The organism is Legionella septentrionalis (assembly GCF_003989745.1).
Classification (GTDB): domain Bacteria; phylum Pseudomonadota; class Gammaproteobacteria; order Legionellales; family Legionellaceae; genus Legionella_A; species Legionella_A septentrionalis.
This window is the reverse complement of sequence record NZ_RZGS01000008.1, coordinates 24,966-43,144: the sequence shown is the minus strand read 5'-3', so window position 1 is coordinate 43,144 and position 18,179 is coordinate 24,966. Positions and strand designations below refer to the sequence as shown.

Here is an 18,179-nt window from a genome sequence, read left to right as displayed (position 1 = left end):
TATGTGGAAGACGCTAGCAGGACAGTGTATTTTTGCAACGCCAAATGGGGCAAAAGTACATCAGAATTTATTCTACCGGTGGTTAACTTTAGGAAGCGACTCCCTGCAAAGTATGATCAACCGCCGCAACCCGGCAAAGCCTGGTTTAAGCTATATAAAGCATTTAACCTTTGCTGTCCGCACGCAACCTGCCGACTGTTGTCTGCTTGGCTTGGGAGGTGCCGGCGTTGCGCATGCGCTGGCGCCGCTATTCCCATCGCTTAGCATGCTTGCAGTAGAAAACAATCCGGAAGTCATCCATATAGCTTATAAGTATTTTATGGCTGGTGAAATCAAGAATCTGCACGTGTTGCAGGAAGATGCAAACTTGTTTGTGCAGCAACATACGCGGCGTTACCAGCATGTACTCCTTGATTTATATGAAGCCCACTCTTTCCCGTCGCATTGCAATACACCTAAATTTTTCAATGCTTGTTACAATTTACTGTATAAAAACGGCATCCTTGCCGTAAATCTAGCCAATATAAATGAACATTGGAGCATATTTCGTCACATCCATACACAGTTTAATGGTAATTTAATTGCTTTACCGGTAAAAAACACAGCAAACTTAATTATCCTTGCCTGCCGTACTGCAACCTTATCGCCTTATTTAGAAACGCTTAGAAAAAGTGGGGAATTAAAAAAACTATTTTGGGAGCCTAGGTGGGGACATGTAGCAGAGATATAGCTTCCAGTATGAATATTAGCAAAATTTACAGCCTGGCCAGCTTAGCAGGGATGACCAGTCTGTATGTATTTATTGTATTACCAGATTAAATTTCCATTAAATCTTTTTCTTTCTCCGCCAAGACTGCATCCACTTCGGCAATGTACTTGTCAGTCAACTTTTGCACTACTTCATTGGCACGGCGCTCATCATCTTCAGAAATGGCTTTCTCTTTAACCAAATCTTTCAGTTGGTTGTTTGCATCGCGACGGATATTCCTTATGGAAACGCGTCCTTGTTCTGCTTCCGCCCGGACGATGCGAATCATTTCTTTACGGCGCTCTTCCGTCAAAGCAGGCATGGGAACGCGTATAGCTGTACCAGCAGTAGCAGGATTTAAACCGAGATCTGAATTTAAAATCGCTTTTTCAACTGCAGCAATCATGCTTTTATCCCAAGGAGTAACCATCAATGTGCGTGCATCGCTGCTGGTTACATTGGCTACCTGGTTTAACGGGGTAAGACTGCCGTAATAATCAACTTGTATATGATCAAGAAGGCTTGCATTGGCTCTTCCGGTACGGATTTTAGCCATTTCATGCTGCAGCGATTCCACGGCCTTTTTCATGCGCTTTTCAGCGTCGCGTTTGATATCCTCACTCATGGTTTGCTCCTATGATAGTTCCAACCCGCTCGCCGGTAACAATTTTCTTTAATGCGTTGGGTTCTGACATATTAAACACTTGTAATGGCATCCCTTGCTCCTGACATAAGCAAATTGCGGTTGAATCCATCACTTGTAAGCCTTGACTTAACACGTCGCGATAAGTTAAGAAATCATAGCGTATCGCTTCCGGATTTTTAAGAGGATCAGCTGAATAAACGCCGTCAACTTTTGTTGCTTTCAATACGATATCCGCCCCTATTTCAATTGCCCGTAAACAAGCAGCCGAATCCGTTGTAAAAAAAGGATTGCCTGTGCCTGCAGCAAAAATGACTGCATGTCCATTACGCAAATGCGTCATTGCTTTACGGCGGTGGTATGGATCGACAACTCCAAGCATTGGGATAGCCGACATAATACGCGCAGGTAAATCAATGCGCTCAAGCGCATCACGCAAAGCCAAAGCATTCATCACAGTCGCCAGCATACCCATGTGATCGCCGGTAACCCGTCCTAATCCTGCCTGCGACAATGCCTTGCCGCGAAATAAATTCCCACCGCCAACAACTAAACCAACCTCAACGCCCATTTGGATAAGCTCGGCAACTTCTTTAGCCATCCTATCCAAAATAGCAGGATCGATACCAAATTGTGCTTTGCCCATCAAGGCTTCGCCGCTGCATTTTAATACTATGCGTTTATATTTTAGTTTTGGTTGATTGTCATTCATGAAAGTTCACTCGTAAAAAAGCCCCAAATTTGCCGCAGAATAATTACCATCTACAGCAAGGGGGCTTAATATCTAAAAAATGTAAGAATCAATTAATGACGAAACTTATTCTTGGTCGCGAACTTGTGCCATTACTTCCGCAACAAAGTTATCTTCCTTCTTCTCGATTCCTTCGCCAACTTCGAAACGCACAAAAGAAGTCACTTCTGCATTTTTCTCTTTTAACAATTGCCCAACTTTCTTGTTTGGATCTTTTACAAAAGGTTGGCCATGCAAACTGACTTCATCGATAAATTTACTGATGCGGCCTTCAATCATTTTATCAACGATCTCTTGCGGTTTACCGCTTTCACGAGCCTGTGCCTGGAATATTTCACGCTCATTTTCAATCGCATCGGCGGGAACCTGCTCACGGCTGACCACAATAGGACGGCTTGCAGCGATGTGCATGGCAATGTCTTTTGCCAGGTTTTCATCTCCACCTTTCAATGCAACCAACACACCAATTTTACTGCCGTGCAAATAATGGCCGATAACGCCATCGCATTCCATCGGATGCAAACGACGCAGTTTGATGTTTTCGCCGATTTTTGCAATTAATTCTTGTCGTGCCTGCTCGACTGTACTGCTACCGCCGGCCAATCCTTCATTCGCTATGGCATCCACATCTTTTGCTTGACTGTTTAACGCTGTTTCTGCAGCCTGGTTGGCAAAATTATTGAAATTAACGTCACGTGCAACGAAATCGGTTTCGCTGTTTACTTCCATCATCACAGCACGGCGACCATCGGCAGCGCGTGCAATTACGATTGCACCTTCTGCAGCAATACGACCTGCCTTTTTATCTGCTTTGGCTTGACCGGCTTTACGCATTTCCGTAATTGCTTTTTCTATATCACCTTCTGTTTCAATCAAGAATTTTTTGCATTCCATCATACCTGCGCCGGTGAGCTCACGCAGCTTCATAACTAATGCAGCACTGATTGTTGCCATATTCTTCTCCGTATCATCAAATTTGTAGCGGAATTGCGTTATTGGGAAAGTTTACATGTATCCCTTCACCCCTAATAAGGTTGCCGGCTACAGTATTTCGTTATCAGTTTAAACTAGTAGTCTAAATGAACAGGGATAATAAAAATTAGACTATGTACATTAGTGAGCATAAGCAAATTATGCTCACTAATGCCGTAGGAAAGAATTATTCTTTTCCTTCCTTTTCAGTAGGAACTTCAACAAATTCTGCATCCGCTGACATGTTACCTACTGTATTGCCCCTTTGCGCATTAATGATGGCATCCGCAACGCAGCGAACATAGATATCAACTGCACGCATGGAATCGTCGTTACCTGGAATGACGTAATCCACATTGTCTGGATCATTGTTGGTATCTACAATACCAATAACGGGGATTTTCAGCCGACGGGCTTCTTCTACAGCAATATGCTCAAAACCGACATCCACTACAAACAAGGCATCTGGTAAGCCGCCCATGTCTTCTATACCACCAAGGCTGCGCTCAAGTTTTTCCAGTTCACGAGTCAACATCAACGCTTCTTTTTTAATCATGTGATTAAACGCACCATCATCACGCATTTTCTTCAATTCTTTCAAACGGAAAATAGATTGGCGAACTGTTTTGTAGTTGGTTAACATGCCACCCAGCCAACGATGATCAACATAAGGCATGCCACAACGTCTAGCTTGTTCGCGGATGCTTTCTTGAGCAGCTCTTTTGGTGCCCACAAATAAAATTTTTGCCTTGTTAGCAGCTAAACGACCAATGTAATTAAGCGCATCGTTTAACATGGGCATGGTTTTTTCTAAATTGATGATGTGGATTTTATTGCGGGAGCCAAAAATGTACTCAGACATTTTAGGGTTCCAAAACCGGGTACGGTGACCAAAATGTGCACCTGCTTCCAATAATTCACGCATACTTACAGACATTTATATTCTCCAGGGTTAGGCCTCCACACTTCCCATACGACACCCGCAAGACTTTGCTAAAGCAAATCCTCAGGACCCTATCGCATGTGACGAAGCGTGTGTGTAGTTAAAGCGCGGGAATCATAGCACAATCAACGGGTGGCAGCAATTTATATTGAAGACAAGTCATTTACATGACCTATAAGTTCTTGCAATGATGGCTTATTACCTCTTCATCACTTATCTGTACCAGCCTTATATCTTGGCAAATCTGGAATTATGTCTATACTAAGTGCGTCACGGTTTACTCTTTGTAATTGCCGTGCAAAGAGATAATTTTATAAAGAATAAATAATCAACCTAAGGAAGATAAACATGATGAAACAAATTATTTTATTGCCATTGCTTGCCCTTTCATTGGCATTTAGCCCGGTTACTTTTGCTAACAAAGGTGATGGTCACTGCACGTGCATGCATATGAAAAAGATGATGCAAGAGCTTAACCTGACGCCCGAGCAGCAAACCAAAATCAAGGAAATTAAAGATAATGCAAAATCCAATATGCAAGCCAAGCGCGAAGAAATGATGTCCCTGAAGAAACAAATGAAAGAGCTTGTTCGTTCAGAAAAAATGGATGAAGCAAAGCTTGATCAATTGATTAACCAGAAAAAAGAATTAATGGCTTCTAAAATGAAAGCTAAGATCATGATGAAAAATCAAATTTACAATGTTTTAGATGCTCAACAAAAAGCAAAATTTGCTGCCATGATGGACAAGTGGGAACAAGAGAAATCCCAAGAAATGGATGATGATTCTCACGACGATTAATCCATCTGTTTAGCGTAGAGGCAGGATTCTGCCTCTACGTGTTTTTTGATTACCATCAGTATATATTGCCAAAATTTCACACCACTGCGACACTTCTCCAGCATCAATTTAGCAAGCAAAGTTGCCGTTGGAATAAAACCAGCATCCATCTACTCTCCCTAAGCTATCAGTTAGGGCTCATGCTGTGGCTTGCTTCTGGTTCGGCATCCACCTTTTTAACCTGAGAAACAGAGAAGAAAGTGTGGCCAGAACTAAAAAAAGATGCAGGACTCTGATAAAATGCCTTCACTTTGGCTTTAAATTCTGGAGTAGATCCGCGTTCCATGTTGCCCAGAATATAGGAAGGATTATCACTATAACATGGATATCTTTCACCGTTAAGAGGGTATGGTATAAAAGGGGATTCACGATTTGAATTTACCGGTTCATCTTTACATAACCAGCGAAAAAACCGGTTTTTAACTACTTCACCCTGTGTGTCAATCATCATGTTTATGATTTCGCCATGAGGTTTGATTTCTTTTTCAAATAATTCCACACAGGTGTTAAACATTAACCGCCAGCTATTTTGCAGCGTTCCTTCTTGCAAAAATTCAGGGTGTTTTTCAAGTACCCAGTACTCATCATAGTCGACAGTTGTCGAGAATAACTGCCGGCTAGGCTCAACAGTGGTCAAACTTTTTTGCGTGCATAAGCTTGAAAAACACGCTTTACTCCTGGCAAAATGATAAAGCTCCACGAATGCAGAAAAAGCGCCTTCGTGTGCTAAATTTTGATTCTGGCGATGAGTAGAATACAACAAACTAATAGCCACATCTTGCATGCCGTCTTTTTTAACTGCATCTTTAACGACATGGATGAAATAGAGAAAATTATGAGCTGACTTTGTAAACAATGAATTAAATTCATTAAGCAACTTCGGTTCTTTCCAATCTTCCTCACAAGTAAATTTACTTTGTAATTTTATAACTTCAAAGAATAATTCTTCCTCGGCCTCATGAAATTTTGCCAATTTATCATTCTGGTTATCTGCTATGACATTATTATGTTCCACCAACGCTTGCTGTTCGGGATTAAGAACCTGGAAAGGAAACAATAAGTGATTAATCTTTTCCACAATAAAAGCAATCGGGTTAAACAGTAAATACAAAAAAAACAGAGGAATTTTATAAAAAAAATTGTCTATTGGCTCACGCTTTTCAACAGCATAGGAATTTCTGTAAGCCCAATAATGATAATCCAAACCAAAAAGCTTCTCCTTCGGCCACCTTAAAAAACGAAGGAACCAGTTTTCATAATACTGTCTCATGAGCATTTCCAGAGTTTTTAATAGCTTAATTATAGCAATTTACGTGCAATAGTTAAATATTTGGGCAGAATCGACAAAGATATTTCATACGTGCCTGCGTGGGGGCACAACATAACTCTATTTTAAATATCTTTGGGCCGCTCTTGCACTACTGGCCAAACCACTGATTGCCTTAGACTCGCCGAATTGCTCTTTACTTGCTTTAACCATGAGAATAAGCTGGCAAAGTAAGATTCTGCTGTTCCTTTCATTATGTTATTATTTAAGTTTTTGCGGATTTAACTATGGCAGTAACAATTAAAACAGCGGATGAAATTGAAAAAATGCGGGTGGCTGGACGCCTGGCGGGCGAAGTATTGGAGATGATTGGCCCGCACGTGCAGGAAGGTATTACTACGGATGAATTGAATTCCATTTGCCATGATTACATTGTAAATGAACAAAAAGCGATCCCTGCCCCTTTAAATTATAATGGTTTTCCCAAATCCATTTGTACATCGATCAATCATGTTGTCTGCCATGGCATTCCCGGCAAAAGAGCATTAAAAAACGGTGACATCATTAATATTGATATCACCGTCATTAAAGATGGCTATCATGGCGATACCAGCAAAATGTTCTTGGTTGGCACCCCTTCCATCAAAGCAGCGCATGTGGTTAAAATCGCCCATGAATGTCTTTTTATTGGCATCGACCTGGTAAAGCCAGGGGTTCGCTTGGGGGATATCGGGCATGCGATTCAGCAGCATGCGGAAAAAAACCGCTGCTCTGTCGTACGTGAATATTGTGGCCACGGGATTGGCCGTATTTTTCATGAAGACCCGCAAGTCTTGCACTACGGTACGCCAGGAACCGGGGAAGTATTGCGCCCAGGCATGACTTTTACCATCGAACCGATGATTAATGCCGGTAAATATCAAACTCGCCTGCTGCCTGATAATTGGACGGTTGTCACGAAAGATCACAGCCTTTCAGCACAATGGGAACATACTTTACTGGTGACTGAACATGGAGTTGAAATCCTCACTTTACGGAACGAAGAACGATAAACTTTCCTTAAAGCAGCGCCTTAAGCAATTCAAGGAAGAGTTGCGGCAAGAGTTTTTGCAAAAAACAAACATTGTTTCACTTACGCAAAAGCTGGTTACAGGGATTGATGAATTATTGGGAATTCTCTTCCATAAGCATGAACTTGGGCAAAACAATGCGATTTGTTTATTAGCTTTAGGAAGTTATGGTCGGCGTGAGTTGCAACTTTACTCGGATATTGATTTGTTATTGTTGCATGAGGAGCCGACGGATCAAGCTCTCATACAACGAGCCCAATTATTCATCCAGGATTGTTGGGATACAGGACTTGAAGTGAGTCACCAAATTACAACGGTGGCTGCTTGCGCTGAATTGGCCAACGAGGATTTGAGTGTTATTTCAAGCATTCTCGATATGCGCTTGCTGTTTGGGCGCAGCGCTTTAATGGAAGAATTAACATACAAGACTCATCCCCTGCACATGTGGCGAAGCGAAGATTTTTTTTTCGCCAAACAAAAAGAACAGGGGCAGCGTTATGCCAAATACGGAGAAACCGCCTACAACCTTGAACCGAATGTCAAAAACGGGCCTGGCGGATTACGCGACATCCAAGTTTTGGCTCATATCAGCAAGCGCCACTTTGCTGTCAAACACTTCTCAGATGGTATCCACTACGGGTTTATTACTTCGAAAGAATATGAAGAGCTGATGCATTGCCAGCATTTTTTGTGGCGCATTCGCTTCGCTTTGCATTTAATCGCGCAAAAAAAAGAAGATCGCCTGCTATTTGATCATCAAATCAAATTGGCTGCTTTGTTTAATTATCAAGATAATGCCGAATCCCTCGCCATTGAACAATTTATGAAAGCTTATTTTAAAATACTCAAGCGTAGCCGTGAATTAAACGAAATGCTGCAGCAATGGTTTGCAGAAACCATTGTTTACCACCAGAAGCAAAAACTCATTCCTTTAAATGAGTCCTTCCAGCTAGCCAATGATTACATCGAAATAAAGCATGCCAAGCTGTTTGCGCAAAAACCATACACGCTGTTAGAAATTTTCTTGTGGATTGCCAAAACTCCTGACATTGACGGTATTCGGGCCAGTACCGTGCGCCTGATTAGGCAACATCTTTATTTAATTGATAGACGATTTTGTGCATCCACAATTGTAAAAAAAATATTTCTTGAAATCTTTCAAACTGAAAATAATCCTTACAATGCTCTACAGCTTATGAGCCGCTATGGTGTACTGGATTACTATCTTGAAGCGTTTGCCATGGTCACCGGTCAGATGCAATATGATCTTTTCCATGTTTTTACGGTGGATCAGCATACTTTATTCGTTATCCGTAATCTGGGGCGGTTTTTAGAATCAAACTATGCACGGCAATTCCCTTTATGCAATCAGCTTATGTCGCAGCTGCCCATGCGCAATATAATTTATCTTGCCGCCCTTTTTCATGATATTGCAAAAGGACGCGGTGGAGATCATTCTCTCTTGGCTGCCGAAGAAGCAAAAAAGTTTTCGGAACTGCATGGATTAAGTAAAGCGGACAAAGAGCTTTTGATATGGCTGGTTTGCAACCATCTTTTAATGTCACATACTGCCCAACGCAAAGATATTTATGACCCAAAAACCATTCAACAATTTTGCAAACAATTTCCTGAAGAACATTATCTTGATTACCTTTATCTGTTAACCGTGGCAGATATTTGCGGGACAAACCCGGGATTGTGGAACGCATGGAAGGATTCATTGCTAAAAGAATTATATTTCAATACAAAGCAAGCCATGCAGCAGAAAAAAACTTTACTGGATGAAGCAGCTTTAGTTGCTTCGCGCCAAAAAGAAGCATTAACTATTTTATCGGCAGAACCTATTCAGAAAAAAAAGGTAAATCAATTATGGCAATTTTTTAAAAGCAAATATTTTTTACACGAATCTTCTGAAGTGATTGCAAGGCACACAAAAGCTATCTTAACTTGCGAACAATTTCCATTAGTCATGATCATGCCGCATCACAGCCAGGGAGGGACGGAAGTATTCATCTACATGCCGCATCGTGATGAACGCTTCACCGTGACCACTACAGTACTTAACAATCATCATCTCACCATTCAGGAAGCAACCATTTTAACTTGCGACAATCAATTTGATTTAGATACCTACATTATTTTGAATGAAAATGATCAAGCATTCCTCGATGAGCAAAAAACAGTGCAAGTCCAGCACGATCTAACCAAGCAATTGCATGCTAAACATCTTCCCAATATTTCCCAACGGCGGATCTCAAGAATCCAGGCGCATTTTAAATTAAAACCTCAAATTACCTTTACCGAAGATGAAGAAAACAACCTCACGTGCCTGTTTCTAATCACTGCGGATAAACCTGGCTTGCTGGCAAGAATCAGCCATGTGTTTCTGCGGGAAAAAATTCACTTGCACAGCGCTAAAATTGCGACTGCCGGGGAGCGAGTGGAAGACATGTTTTCAATAACGAATCCTCTTGGGATGCTGTTAACCCAGGAAGAACAAAACACGCTTCGCCACAAGCTTATTGTGGAAATAAGCAACATGTGAATCATCGGCGTGCTTCAAAAAAATTACTCAGCAAATCAGCGCATTCTTTTTGTAAAAAACCCTCATCAATTTGCACCCTATGGTTTAATGGATACCCATGCAGGAGATTAAAGACAGAACCAGCCGCTCCTGCTTTTAAATCGCGGGTGGCAAATGCCAGGCGCTTAATGCGCGCATGCACCATAGCACCTGCACACATGCAACAAGGTTCCAGAGTAACGTATAGAGTGCAATCTAGTAAACGATAGTTTTGCAGGCAGCTTGCTGCTGTACGGATGGCCATAAGCTCTGCATGAGCGCAAGGATCCTGGGTTTGTAGAACTTGATTCCAACCTTCCCCTAACAATTCGCCATCCCTGCTGACCAACACAGCGCCTACGGGAATCTCTCCCTGCTCCTTTGCTTTTTGTGCCAATTGCAACGCTTGCCGCATCCAAAAAATATCATCTTTTACCATTATTCCCACTCAATGGTAGCCGGCGGTTTCCCGGAAATATCATAAGTCACTCTGGAAACTCCAGCTACTTCATTAATAATACGATTGGAAACATGCGCTAAAAAATTCCAGGGTAATTCAGCCCATTCCGCTGTCATGAAATCAATCGTTTTCACTGCACGTAAACAAATAACAAAATCATAACGGCGACCATCTCCCATGACACCTACGCTGCGTACCGGTAAAAAAACGGCAAAAGCCTGGCTTACTTCATGGTATAAGCCCGCAGCCCGTAATTCGTCGAGAAATATAGCATCTGCCTGCCGTAAAATATCCGCATAGTCTTTTTTAACTTCGCCCAAAATGCGAACACCCAAACCAGGGCCAGGAAATGGATGCCGATAAACCATTTCATAAGGCAATCCAAGTTCCAAACCTATTTTGCGCACTTCATCCTTAAATAACTCCCGGATGGGTTCCAGTAACTTTAAATTCATCACTTCAGGCAACCCGCCGACATTATGATGCGATTTAATCACTTCGGCTCCACCTTTTATGTGCGTCGCAGCGGATTCAATTACATCGGGGTAGATGGTTCCCTGCGCGAGCCAGCTTATCTTATCAAGCCGCTTGGCTTCTTGCTCAAACACGTCAATAAACGTTCGCCCGATAATTTTTCTCTTGGTTTCAGGACAAGTAACCCCCTGCAGGGCTTTTAGGAATTTTTCCTCAGCATTTACCGCTATGATTTTAATGCCCATGTGTTGGCCAAACATGGTCATGACTTGCTCGGCTTCATTGAGGCGTAATAATCCCGTATCCACAAAAACACAAGTCAATTGCTCGCCAAGCGCTCGATGCAACAAAGCGGCAACCACCGAAGAATCCACACCACCGGACAAAGCGAGCAACACATGATCATCGCCCACTTGCTGCCTGATTTTGGCAATTGCCTGTTCAATAATATGATCCGAAGTCCAGTTCGTTTGTGCCTGGCAAATGTCAATTACAAATCGTTGTAAAATACGTGTACCTTGCAACGTGTGCGTAACTTCCGGGTGAAACTGCAATCCAAACCAGGGACGCGTTTCATGCGCCATGCCGGCTATGGGAGCATTTCGGGTTTCGCAAATGACTTTAAACCCTGGAGGCAGCACGGTGACCTTATCGCCATGGCTCATCCATACATCCAAAAGAGCAGCGCCTTCGGCTGTTGCACTGTCTTCAATATGGCTCAGCAACCGGCTATGGCCATGTAACCTTAACTCAGCGTAACCAAATTCTCGAATAGCGGAAGATTCAACTTGCCCTCCCAACTGTACAGCCATGGTTTGCATGCCATAACAAATACCCAAAAGCGGAATACCAGCCGCAAAGATCCAGGATGGCGCGCGCGGATTGGCGTCGTGAATCACAGTAGAGGGCCCGCCTGACAAAATGACTCCGCAGGGAGCTAATGCCTGCAAAACGCTCTCCTCCACGTCAAACGGGTGAATTTCACAATAAACGCCCATTTCGCGAATGCGACGGCCGATTAACTGGGTATACTGCGAACCAAAGTCGAGAATAATAATGGGTTTTTGTTTGATATTTTTCATATTAAAACTTTCTTAAATAAAGGGTGTATTCTCTTAACGTGAGCTTAGGAATCAACCTGATAATTGGGGGCTTGCTTAGTGATACTGACATCGTGAACATGCGACTCGCGCATGCCAGCATTAGTCACACGCACAAATTCCACTTTTTCATGCATTTCCTTAATGGTTTTGCACCCGGTATATCCCATACAGGAACGTAATCCTCCAAGCATTTGATGGATGATGGTTTGCACTGGTCCTTTATACGGCACGCGGCCTTCTATGCCTTCCGGCACTAATTTTTCAGCTCCTTGCGCAGCATCTTGAAAATAACGATCGCTTGAACCTTGCGCTTGTGCCATTGCACCGATGGAACCCATACCACGATACCCTTTATAAGTGCGGCCTTGGTACAATTCAATTTCCCCAGGCGACTCTTCCGTACCAGCAAACATCCCCCCTAGCATGACCGTATTTGCACCGACTGCCAATGCTTTACATATATCGCCGGAAAAACGGATGCCGCCATCGGCAATGACTGGAACCTGCCCCTTGAGGCCCGCAGCAACATTTGCAATGGCTGTGATTTGCGGCACCCCAACGCCGGTTACGATGCGGGTGGTGCAAATAGAGCCAGGGCCAATGCCAACTTTTACTGCATCAGCACCTGCAGCGACCAAGTCCATGCCTGCCGTTGCCGTGGCAATGTTTCCACCGATAATTTGCACATCAGGAAAGTTCTTTTTAATCCATTTCACCCTGTCCAATACGCCTTGAGAATGGCCATGTGCCGTATCGACTACGATAACGTCTACGCCAGCATCTACTAATGCCGCCACGCGTTCATCTGTTCCTTCGCCTACGCCTACTGCTGCCCCAACTCGCAATTGCTCCGAGCTGTCCTTACAAGCGAAAGGATTTTCTTTAGCCTTCTGGATATCTTTAACCGTGATCAAACCGCGCAGACAAAATGCATCATTCACCACCAGTAACTTTTCCAGCCGATGTTTGTGCAAGAGGCTGCGGATTTCCTCACGACTTGCCCCTTCTTTTACGGTAACCAGGCGCTCTTTTGGCGTCATCACCGCAGATACCGGCAAAGATAAATTCGTCTCAAAACGAATGTCCCGGCTGGTGACAATACCGACCAATCGTTCTCCTTCAACGACAGGTACACCGGAAAAATTATGTTTTGCCATGACATCCAATAATTCCTGCACAGTAAGCGAGGGCGGCACCGAAATGGGATCTTTTACCATGCCACTTTCAAATTTCTTAACACGCCTTACTTCTTCCGCCTGCGCGTGAATATTCATGTTTTTATGGATGATACCAATCCCCCCTTCTTGCGCCATGGCAATTGCCAACCTGGATTCTGTAACGGTATCCATTGCAGCAGAGATTAAAGGCATGTTTAATTCAATTTCTCTTGTTAGACGTGTTTTTAAAGAAACTTCTTTAGGAAGAATGGTGGAATGAGCAGGAACTAATAAAACGTCATCAAAAGTCAACGCTTGTTGAATAATGGAAAGTGGCATACCACCTCCTGTTAATTAAAATTAACCAGACATTATACAATCTTTGTCGCGGGCAATAAATATAAGACGAGTAAAAAGATAATTATATTTCGTGAGTTTCGCTGATCATACGGCATCCTGCATTGCCGCAAACAGCACGCATAGCCGAGGAATATTTTAAGAAGAATATCCAGTCACAAAAGCTAATCGTCCCTTAGCCAATACAGGAATGAGCTTTTGGAATAATTTAATACAATAAACAGTTGAATAAAACAAACAAGTATGTGTAAACTGGAGGCATATTTTTTGTACCATTTTGTCAACTAACAGGAAGGGTTCAGCGTTGGCTAAAATTATCGTTATTACATCAGGCAAAGGCGGCGTAGGTAAAACTACTTCTTCTGCGGCAATTTCATCCGGTCTTGCACTGCGCGGACATAAAACGGTCGTGATTGACTTTGACATCGGGCTGCGCAATCTTGATCTCATCATGGGTTGTGAGCGTCGCGTGGTTTATGATTTCGTAAACGTCATTAACGGTGATGCCACCTTGAAACAAGCACTCATAAAAGACAAGCGCATTCCTGAACTCTACATTTTACCCGCTTCACAAACACGGGATAAAGACGCCTTGACGCTTGAAGGTGTGGAAAAAGTTTTGACTGAATTAGCCAAGGATTTTGATTATATTGTGTGCGATTCTCCGGCCGGCATTGAAACAGGCGCATTAATGGCAATGTATTATGCCGATCACGCCATTGTGGTCACCAACCCCGAAGTTTCCTCGGTGCGCGACTCCGATCGAATTTTGGGCATTCTTGCCAGCAAAACCAAGCGGGCGAAAGAAGGGCAAGGCGTCCAAGAGCATCTCTTACTCACCCGCTATGACGCCGAGCGGGTTGAAAAAGGCGATATGTTGTCGGTTCAGGACGTAAAGGAAATTTTAGCTATCCCTTTAATTGGTATTATCCCGGAATCCAAAGCCGTATTAAAAGCTTCCAACACAGGTACGCCAGTTATTTTGGATGAAAATAGCGATGCCGGGCTTGCTTACAAAGATGCAATTGCCCGATTTCTTGGTGAAGAAAGACCCATGCGCTTTATCAGCAACGAACGTAAAGGATTATTACGGCGCTTGTTTGGCAAACACAAGGAGGATGTTCCAGCATGAGTATTTTTAATTATTTACGTAAACGCACCAGTACGGCAAAAGTTGCGAAAGAACGATTACAAATCATCATTTCTCATGAGCGCTCCCAGCGTAATACGCCCGATTATTTACCCAAACTGCAGGAGGAAATCCTCGCAGTCATTGCGAAATACATTCCAATAAGCCGTGACAAAGTGAGTGTCAATTTGGAGCGCATGGGCGATAGCGCCGTTTTGGAACTTAATGTAACGATGCCGGATGAAGCTTTATCGGAATAATCTTCATTTTGTCTTAATATTGTTCTTTAGGGCTTTTTAGTGACCTCGGCTTATCCTTTTTTATCATAAAAATCACACTCAGTAAAAATATACATCATATTGCCTTAATAATTATTTTTTATAATAGTAAGAAATAATTTGAGGTGAAGCACATGTCCAAAGCCATTTCCATCGAGCGTAAAGTCGAATTATTAAAATTAGCTTGCCAAGATTATAAAGCGCATCTGGAAGCAAGTATCGAGAAGCTTGCCAAGGAATTACCAGAAGACGTGCTTGCAGCATATGAAGAAAAAAAAGAAAAAGAGCAAAAAAAATATCCATCTTTGACTACTGCATTACTAGGGGGACCATTCAGTAACGGCCTTTCCATATACTGGGCTGATACATCCACTACGGAAAAATACGGCATAACTGGAGAGGATGTTAACGCTGCCGTTGTGCAAGAAAAGCATCCAGCCCTTTATGAAGGTCTGCGAAAATACAGAATAGTAACGGAGATGGAGCAAGCATTAAATTCCAGCAAAGGCGCAGAGGAAAAAATCAATGATATGCTGGCGCTTCGTTCTAAACGATATGGGAGTGGTGAGACTTACGCAGATATTTTGAAAAAACATCGCGGCTTACCAGCTGAAGATCGCTTTTTAGAAACGATACTTAATATTGTCACCCTGGGAATTTATTCAAAAGTCACGAAAGGTACATTTGCTTTCTGGAAGTCTCATGGCCAAGCCATGCTGGAGCAAGTTCAGGAAATTGGCGATAAACCTGTGGAAAAAACAGCCGCCAAAGATGAACAGGTAATTAGAGAATCGTCTCCTACGCCTACCTTAAAACACTAAAAGGATTTTAGCAGTGAGGATATAGGCTCAACGTCTGCTTCAGGTTACCGTTTTACCGGTAACCTGAAACTTATACCGGCTCAAAGGTTAAATCATCTTTATCGCGTATTTTCTTTTTCTTTACCTCTTCCTTTTTCGGTTCATGCCTCAACTCGCTGTTATCGAAATCATCCACGGCAATGATTTGTTGACGCGCCAATTCAGCATTTTTTAATTCTTTGACTTCATCAGGAGAAAGGATGCCCAATTCTTTTGCTTCTTCAATTTGCTCAAGCAATGTTAAAGAATGGAGCTTGCCTTCGCGGATGGCTGAGGAAATTTTCTTTTCCAAGCCCGCGACGGCACCTATTTTGTGGAATGCTTCTTCCAGTCTTCCTAAAGGGCAATTTTCAATCGGTTCGGAAAATACAGTGCGGGTAAGCCGCGTGCGAGCTGGATTAGAGGTGGTTAGTAAATGAGCTAACTGCTTCTCAAGTGCATCAGCAGGCTTGCTACGTCTGCCACCGAAAGGCTGCACCATGCATTTTAAGAAGATACGACTCCAGCGTGCGGGAAAGTTTGCTATGACCCCATTAATGGCTTGCTCGCATTCGTAAAACAAATGCTGACAGCACCAATCCACTAAAACCAAGTCTTCTTTTGGCTCACCATCCAAATAAAAACGCTGTAAAACCCCGGATGCCAAATACAAATAGCTGAGCACATCTCCCAATCGCGCTGAAACTCTTTCCTTGCGCTTGAGCGCTCCCCCCAAAACCAATAAGGAAAAATCAGCCAAAAATGCCAGGTTGCTACTGTAGCGGTGGATTAATTGATAATAGCGTTTTGTTGTACCGGTGGGTGCCCGTGTAAAATGGCCATCGGTAAAATTGAATAATAGGGATTTACTGAAATTCGCAAAAATAAAGCCTGCATGCCCCCAAATGGCATCATCAAATGCACTTAAATCCTTAGTGCGGATGCTTTCCATTTCTTTGAACACATAAGGATGGCAACGTACAGCGCCCTGACCAAATATAATCAAACTGCGCGTTAAAATATTTGCCCCTTCAACAGTAATGCTAATCGGTGCGCCCTGATAACCACGGCCCAAATAGTTATTAGGCCCCAGGCAGATACCCTTGCCACCATGAATATCCATGGCATCGCAGCCAATTTGCCGAGCCCGCTCTGTGGTATGGTATTTTAAAATAGCACCGGCAACCCCTGATTTTGCGCCATGATCAATGGCGGCAACCGTCATACTCAATGCGGCATCAATCAAATAAGTATTGCCGGCAATCCTCGCCAACACTTCTTCTATCCCCTCGAACTTGGAAATAGGTTGATTAAATTGTTTGCGTATTCTCGCATAAGCACCACAAGCCAGAGCTGCTGCTTGCGTAGCGCCGGCAGCGCTTGATGGCAAGGAGATAGCACGTCCTGCACTCAGACATTCCATTAACATCCGCCAGCCTTGCCCTGCCATTTTTGCACCGCCAATTAAATAATCGACCGGGATAAATACATTTTTCCCTTGTGTAGGTCCATTTTGAAAAACGATGTTCAACGGAAAATGCCGTCTGCCTTTCGTAACTCCCGGCGTGTTTTCGGGAATTAAAGCACAGCTGATGCCCACATCATACCCTTTGCCCAACAAGTTATCGGGATCAAACAAACGAAAAGCTAAACCAATCAGGGTAGCAACCGGACATAAAGTTATGTAGCGCTTGTCCCAATTTAAGCGTATTCCCAAAACTTCTTTACCGTTTATTGTTTCCTTGCATACCACGCCTTTATCCGGGATGGAAGCAGCATCCGAGCCAGCATTCGGACCGGTCAATGCAAAACAGGGAATTTCCCGACCATCAGCAAGGCGTGGTAAATAATATTCTTTTTGCTCTTCTGTCCCGTATTTTAGCAACAACTCACCAGGCCCTAATGAATTGGGTACCGCAATAGTGGAAGCAACGGTGATCGAGCGCCCATAAAGCTTGCTCAATACCGCCGTTTGCGCTGTGGCGGAAAAACCCAATCCGCCATAACGTTTGGGAATAATCATCCCTAAAAAGCCTTGTTTTTTAATAAATTCCCACATTTCAGGCGGCAAATCGGCACGGTTATGCGTTATATCCCAATCATCTATCATACGGCACAATGCGTTTACCGGCCCATTCATAAAAACCTGCTCTTCTTCACTAAGAGATACTCCTAATGAAGAGCGTAATTTTTCAAAATCAGGAGAGCCGCTGAATAAGTCACCCTCCCAGCCAACTGTTCCAGCTTCCAGAGCTTCCCGTTCGGTTTTAGACATGGAAGGAATGACTCGGCTTACGGCACGAAATAAGAAACTGGATAATAAGTTTTTACGCAAGGGCTTTATAGAACCGATTAAAAAGAGAGCAAATAACAGACAAATCCCGGTCTTGGCAATAATTCCTAAAGAAGCATACTTAAGAAGTAGAAGGGCAAATACAGTAAAACTTATTGTCCAAACCGCAATGGAAGCCTGCTGGATAAATAAGGTAAAACACAAACTTAAAACAATAAGAACCATCAGAGCAGTCATCACGGTCTTTCTCCTTTTGCAAATATTCCAATTAATACGATGCAGATTTTAACTA

17 protein-coding genes are annotated in these 18,179 nt (G+C 43.0%); 7 read left to right on the top strand and 10 right to left on the bottom strand.

All coding sequences use genetic code 11. The features are described 5' to 3' along the window. The first annotated feature begins 1 nt into the window (after nucleotide 1). Nucleotides 2-730: a spermidine synthase gene (locus tag ELY11_RS04380; protein WP_127032590.1), complete on the top strand. Its 729-nt coding sequence runs from the start codon at nucleotides 2-4 to the stop codon at nucleotides 728-730. A gap of 85 nt (nucleotides 731-815) precedes the next feature. Here the strand turns inward: ELY11_RS04380 and frr are convergent, their stop codons facing one another. From frr to rpsB, 4 genes are all read right to left on the bottom strand, one after another. Further along, nucleotides 816-1,373 (bottom strand): ribosome recycling factor, encoded by a 558-nt coding sequence (frr, locus tag ELY11_RS04375; protein ID WP_126954312.1) that lies wholly within the window; start codon nucleotides 1,371-1,373, stop codon nucleotides 816-818. Continuing rightward, a complete protein-coding gene (pyrH, locus tag ELY11_RS04370; RefSeq protein WP_126954311.1) occupies nucleotides 1,366-2,103 on the bottom strand; it encodes a UMP kinase in 738 nt (245 codons plus the stop codon). The genes frr and pyrH overlap by 8 nt, the downstream gene beginning before the upstream one ends. A 105-nt stretch (nucleotides 2,104-2,208) precedes the next feature. Next, nucleotides 2,209-3,096 carry a translation elongation factor Ts gene (tsf, locus tag ELY11_RS04365; protein WP_126954310.1) on the bottom strand — a complete coding sequence of 296 codons (888 nt, stop codon included), beginning with the start codon at nucleotides 3,094-3,096 and terminating at the stop codon, nucleotides 2,209-2,211. A gap of 205 nt (nucleotides 3,097-3,301) precedes the next feature. After that, nucleotides 3,302-4,051 carry a 30S ribosomal protein S2 gene (gene rpsB, locus ELY11_RS04360; protein WP_127032589.1) on the bottom strand — a complete coding sequence of 250 codons (750 nt, stop codon included), beginning with the start codon at nucleotides 4,049-4,051 and terminating at the stop codon, nucleotides 3,302-3,304. 354 nt (nucleotides 4,052-4,405) lie between these two features. Between rpsB and ELY11_RS04355 the strand changes: the two genes are divergently transcribed. Next, a complete protein-coding gene (locus ELY11_RS04355; protein ID WP_126954308.1) occupies nucleotides 4,406-4,858 on the top strand; it encodes a Spy/CpxP family protein refolding chaperone in 453 nt (150 codons plus the stop codon). Here the strand turns inward: ELY11_RS04355 and ELY11_RS12395 are convergent. Beyond that, the gene (locus tag ELY11_RS12395) at nucleotides 4,855-5,007 is read right to left on the bottom strand and encodes a hypothetical protein (protein ID WP_158614988.1); all 153 of its coding nucleotides are present in this window, start codon (nucleotides 5,005-5,007) and stop codon (nucleotides 4,855-4,857) included. The two genes, ELY11_RS04355 and ELY11_RS12395, sit on opposite strands and share 4 nt — an antisense overlap. 17 nt (nucleotides 5,008-5,024) lie before the next feature. Beyond that, nucleotides 5,025-6,167, bottom strand: a complete 1,143-nt coding sequence (locus ELY11_RS04350; RefSeq protein WP_127032588.1) for a hypothetical protein — start codon at nucleotides 6,165-6,167, stop codon at nucleotides 5,025-5,027. A gap of 284 nt (nucleotides 6,168-6,451) precedes the next feature. Here ELY11_RS04350 and map point away from each other — a divergent pair, with 284 nt between their 5' ends. Both map and glnD read left to right on the top strand, forming a co-directional pair. Further along, on the top strand, nucleotides 6,452-7,216 hold the full coding sequence (map, locus tag ELY11_RS04345) for a type I methionyl aminopeptidase (protein ID WP_126953568.1): 765 nt from the start codon (nucleotides 6,452-6,454) through the stop codon (nucleotides 7,214-7,216). Then, a complete protein-coding gene (gene glnD, locus ELY11_RS04340; RefSeq protein WP_126953567.1) occupies nucleotides 7,176-9,779 on the top strand; it encodes a [protein-PII] uridylyltransferase in 2,604 nt (867 codons plus the stop codon). Before map ends, glnD begins: the two co-directional genes overlap by 41 nt. 1 nt (nucleotide 9,780) lies before the next feature. On the opposite strand, the gene tadA is transcribed toward glnD, so the two are convergent. Genes tadA through guaB form a run of 3 tightly spaced genes read right to left on the bottom strand, consistent with a single transcriptional unit; the run spans nucleotide 9,781 to nucleotide 13,330 of the window. Then, complete coding sequence (tadA, locus tag ELY11_RS04335; protein ID WP_126953566.1) at nucleotides 9,781-10,236, bottom strand: tRNA adenosine(34) deaminase TadA; 456 nt, start codon at nucleotides 10,234-10,236, stop codon at nucleotides 9,781-9,783. Further along, nucleotides 10,236-11,813 carry a glutamine-hydrolyzing GMP synthase gene (gene guaA, locus ELY11_RS04330; protein ID WP_126953565.1) on the bottom strand — a complete coding sequence of 526 codons (1,578 nt, stop codon included), beginning with the start codon at nucleotides 11,811-11,813 and terminating at the stop codon, nucleotides 10,236-10,238. Before guaA ends, tadA begins: the two co-directional genes overlap by 1 nt. A gap of 44 nt (nucleotides 11,814-11,857) precedes the next feature. Beyond that, the gene (gene guaB, locus ELY11_RS04325; protein WP_126953564.1) at nucleotides 11,858-13,330 is read right to left on the bottom strand and encodes an IMP dehydrogenase; all 1,473 of its coding nucleotides are present in this window, start codon (nucleotides 13,328-13,330) and stop codon (nucleotides 11,858-11,860) included. Between the two features lie 322 nt (nucleotides 13,331-13,652). On the opposite strand from guaB, the gene minD reads away from it, so the two are divergent. The 3 genes from minD (at nucleotide 13,653) to ELY11_RS12725 (ending at nucleotide 15,576) form a co-directional block, all read left to right on the top strand. Next, a complete protein-coding gene (gene minD, locus ELY11_RS04320) occupies nucleotides 13,653-14,480 on the top strand; it encodes a septum site-determining protein MinD (protein WP_126953563.1) in 828 nt (275 codons plus the stop codon). After that, nucleotides 14,477-14,737 carry a cell division topological specificity factor MinE gene (gene minE, locus ELY11_RS04315; protein ID WP_126953562.1) on the top strand — a complete coding sequence of 87 codons (261 nt, stop codon included), beginning with the start codon at nucleotides 14,477-14,479 and terminating at the stop codon, nucleotides 14,735-14,737. Before minD ends, minE begins: the two co-directional genes overlap by 4 nt. A gap of 152 nt (nucleotides 14,738-14,889) precedes the next feature. Then, nucleotides 14,890-15,576: a hypothetical protein gene (locus ELY11_RS12725; RefSeq protein ID WP_126953561.1), complete on the top strand. Its 687-nt coding sequence runs from the start codon at nucleotides 14,890-14,892 to the stop codon at nucleotides 15,574-15,576. Between the two features lie 70 nt (nucleotides 15,577-15,646). Here ELY11_RS12725 and ELY11_RS04305 read toward each other — a convergent pair whose 3' ends face one another. Beyond that, the gene (locus ELY11_RS04305) at nucleotides 15,647-18,127 is read right to left on the bottom strand and encodes an acyl-CoA dehydrogenase (RefSeq protein ID WP_126953560.1); all 2,481 of its coding nucleotides are present in this window, start codon (nucleotides 18,125-18,127) and stop codon (nucleotides 15,647-15,649) included. Between the last annotated feature and the right edge of the window lie 52 nt (nucleotides 18,128-18,179).

Excerpts from the sequence above, each read along its gene's own strand:
- ELY11_RS04380 (WP_127032590.1), top strand. The coding sequence starts at position 2 with ATGTGGAAGACGCTAGCAGGACAGTGTATTTTTGCAACGCCAAATGGG.
- frr (WP_126954312.1), bottom strand. The coding sequence starts at position 1,373 with ATGAGTGAGGATATCAAACGCGACGCTGAAAAGCGCATGAAAAAGGCC.
- pyrH (WP_126954311.1), bottom strand. The coding sequence starts at position 2,103 with ATGAATGACAATCAACCAAAACTAAAATATAAACGCATAGTATTAAAA.
- tsf (WP_126954310.1), bottom strand. The coding sequence starts at position 3,096 with ATGGCAACAATCAGTGCTGCATTAGTTATGAAGCTGCGTGAGCTCACC.
- rpsB (WP_127032589.1), bottom strand. The coding sequence starts at position 4,051 with ATGTCTGTAAGTATGCGTGAATTATTGGAAGCAGGTGCACATTTTGGT.
- ELY11_RS04355 (WP_126954308.1), top strand. The coding sequence starts at position 4,406 with ATGATGAAACAAATTATTTTATTGCCATTGCTTGCCCTTTCATTGGCA.
- ELY11_RS12395 (WP_158614988.1), bottom strand. The coding sequence starts at position 5,007 with ATGGATGCTGGTTTTATTCCAACGGCAACTTTGCTTGCTAAATTGATG.
- ELY11_RS04350 (WP_127032588.1), bottom strand. The coding sequence starts at position 6,167 with ATGAGACAGTATTATGAAAACTGGTTCCTTCGTTTTTTAAGGTGGCCG.
- map (WP_126953568.1), top strand. The coding sequence starts at position 6,452 with ATGGCAGTAACAATTAAAACAGCGGATGAAATTGAAAAAATGCGGGTG.
- glnD (WP_126953567.1), top strand. The coding sequence starts at position 7,176 with ATGGAGTTGAAATCCTCACTTTACGGAACGAAGAACGATAAACTTTCC.
- tadA (WP_126953566.1), bottom strand. The coding sequence starts at position 10,236 with ATGGTAAAAGATGATATTTTTTGGATGCGGCAAGCGTTGCAATTGGCA.
- guaA (WP_126953565.1), bottom strand. The coding sequence starts at position 11,813 with ATGAAAAATATCAAACAAAAACCCATTATTATTCTCGACTTTGGTTCG.
- guaB (WP_126953564.1), bottom strand. The coding sequence starts at position 13,330 with ATGCCACTTTCCATTATTCAACAAGCGTTGACTTTTGATGACGTTTTA.
- minE (WP_126953562.1), top strand. The coding sequence starts at position 14,477 with ATGAGTATTTTTAATTATTTACGTAAACGCACCAGTACGGCAAAAGTT.
- ELY11_RS12725 (WP_126953561.1), top strand. The coding sequence starts at position 14,890 with ATGTCCAAAGCCATTTCCATCGAGCGTAAAGTCGAATTATTAAAATTA.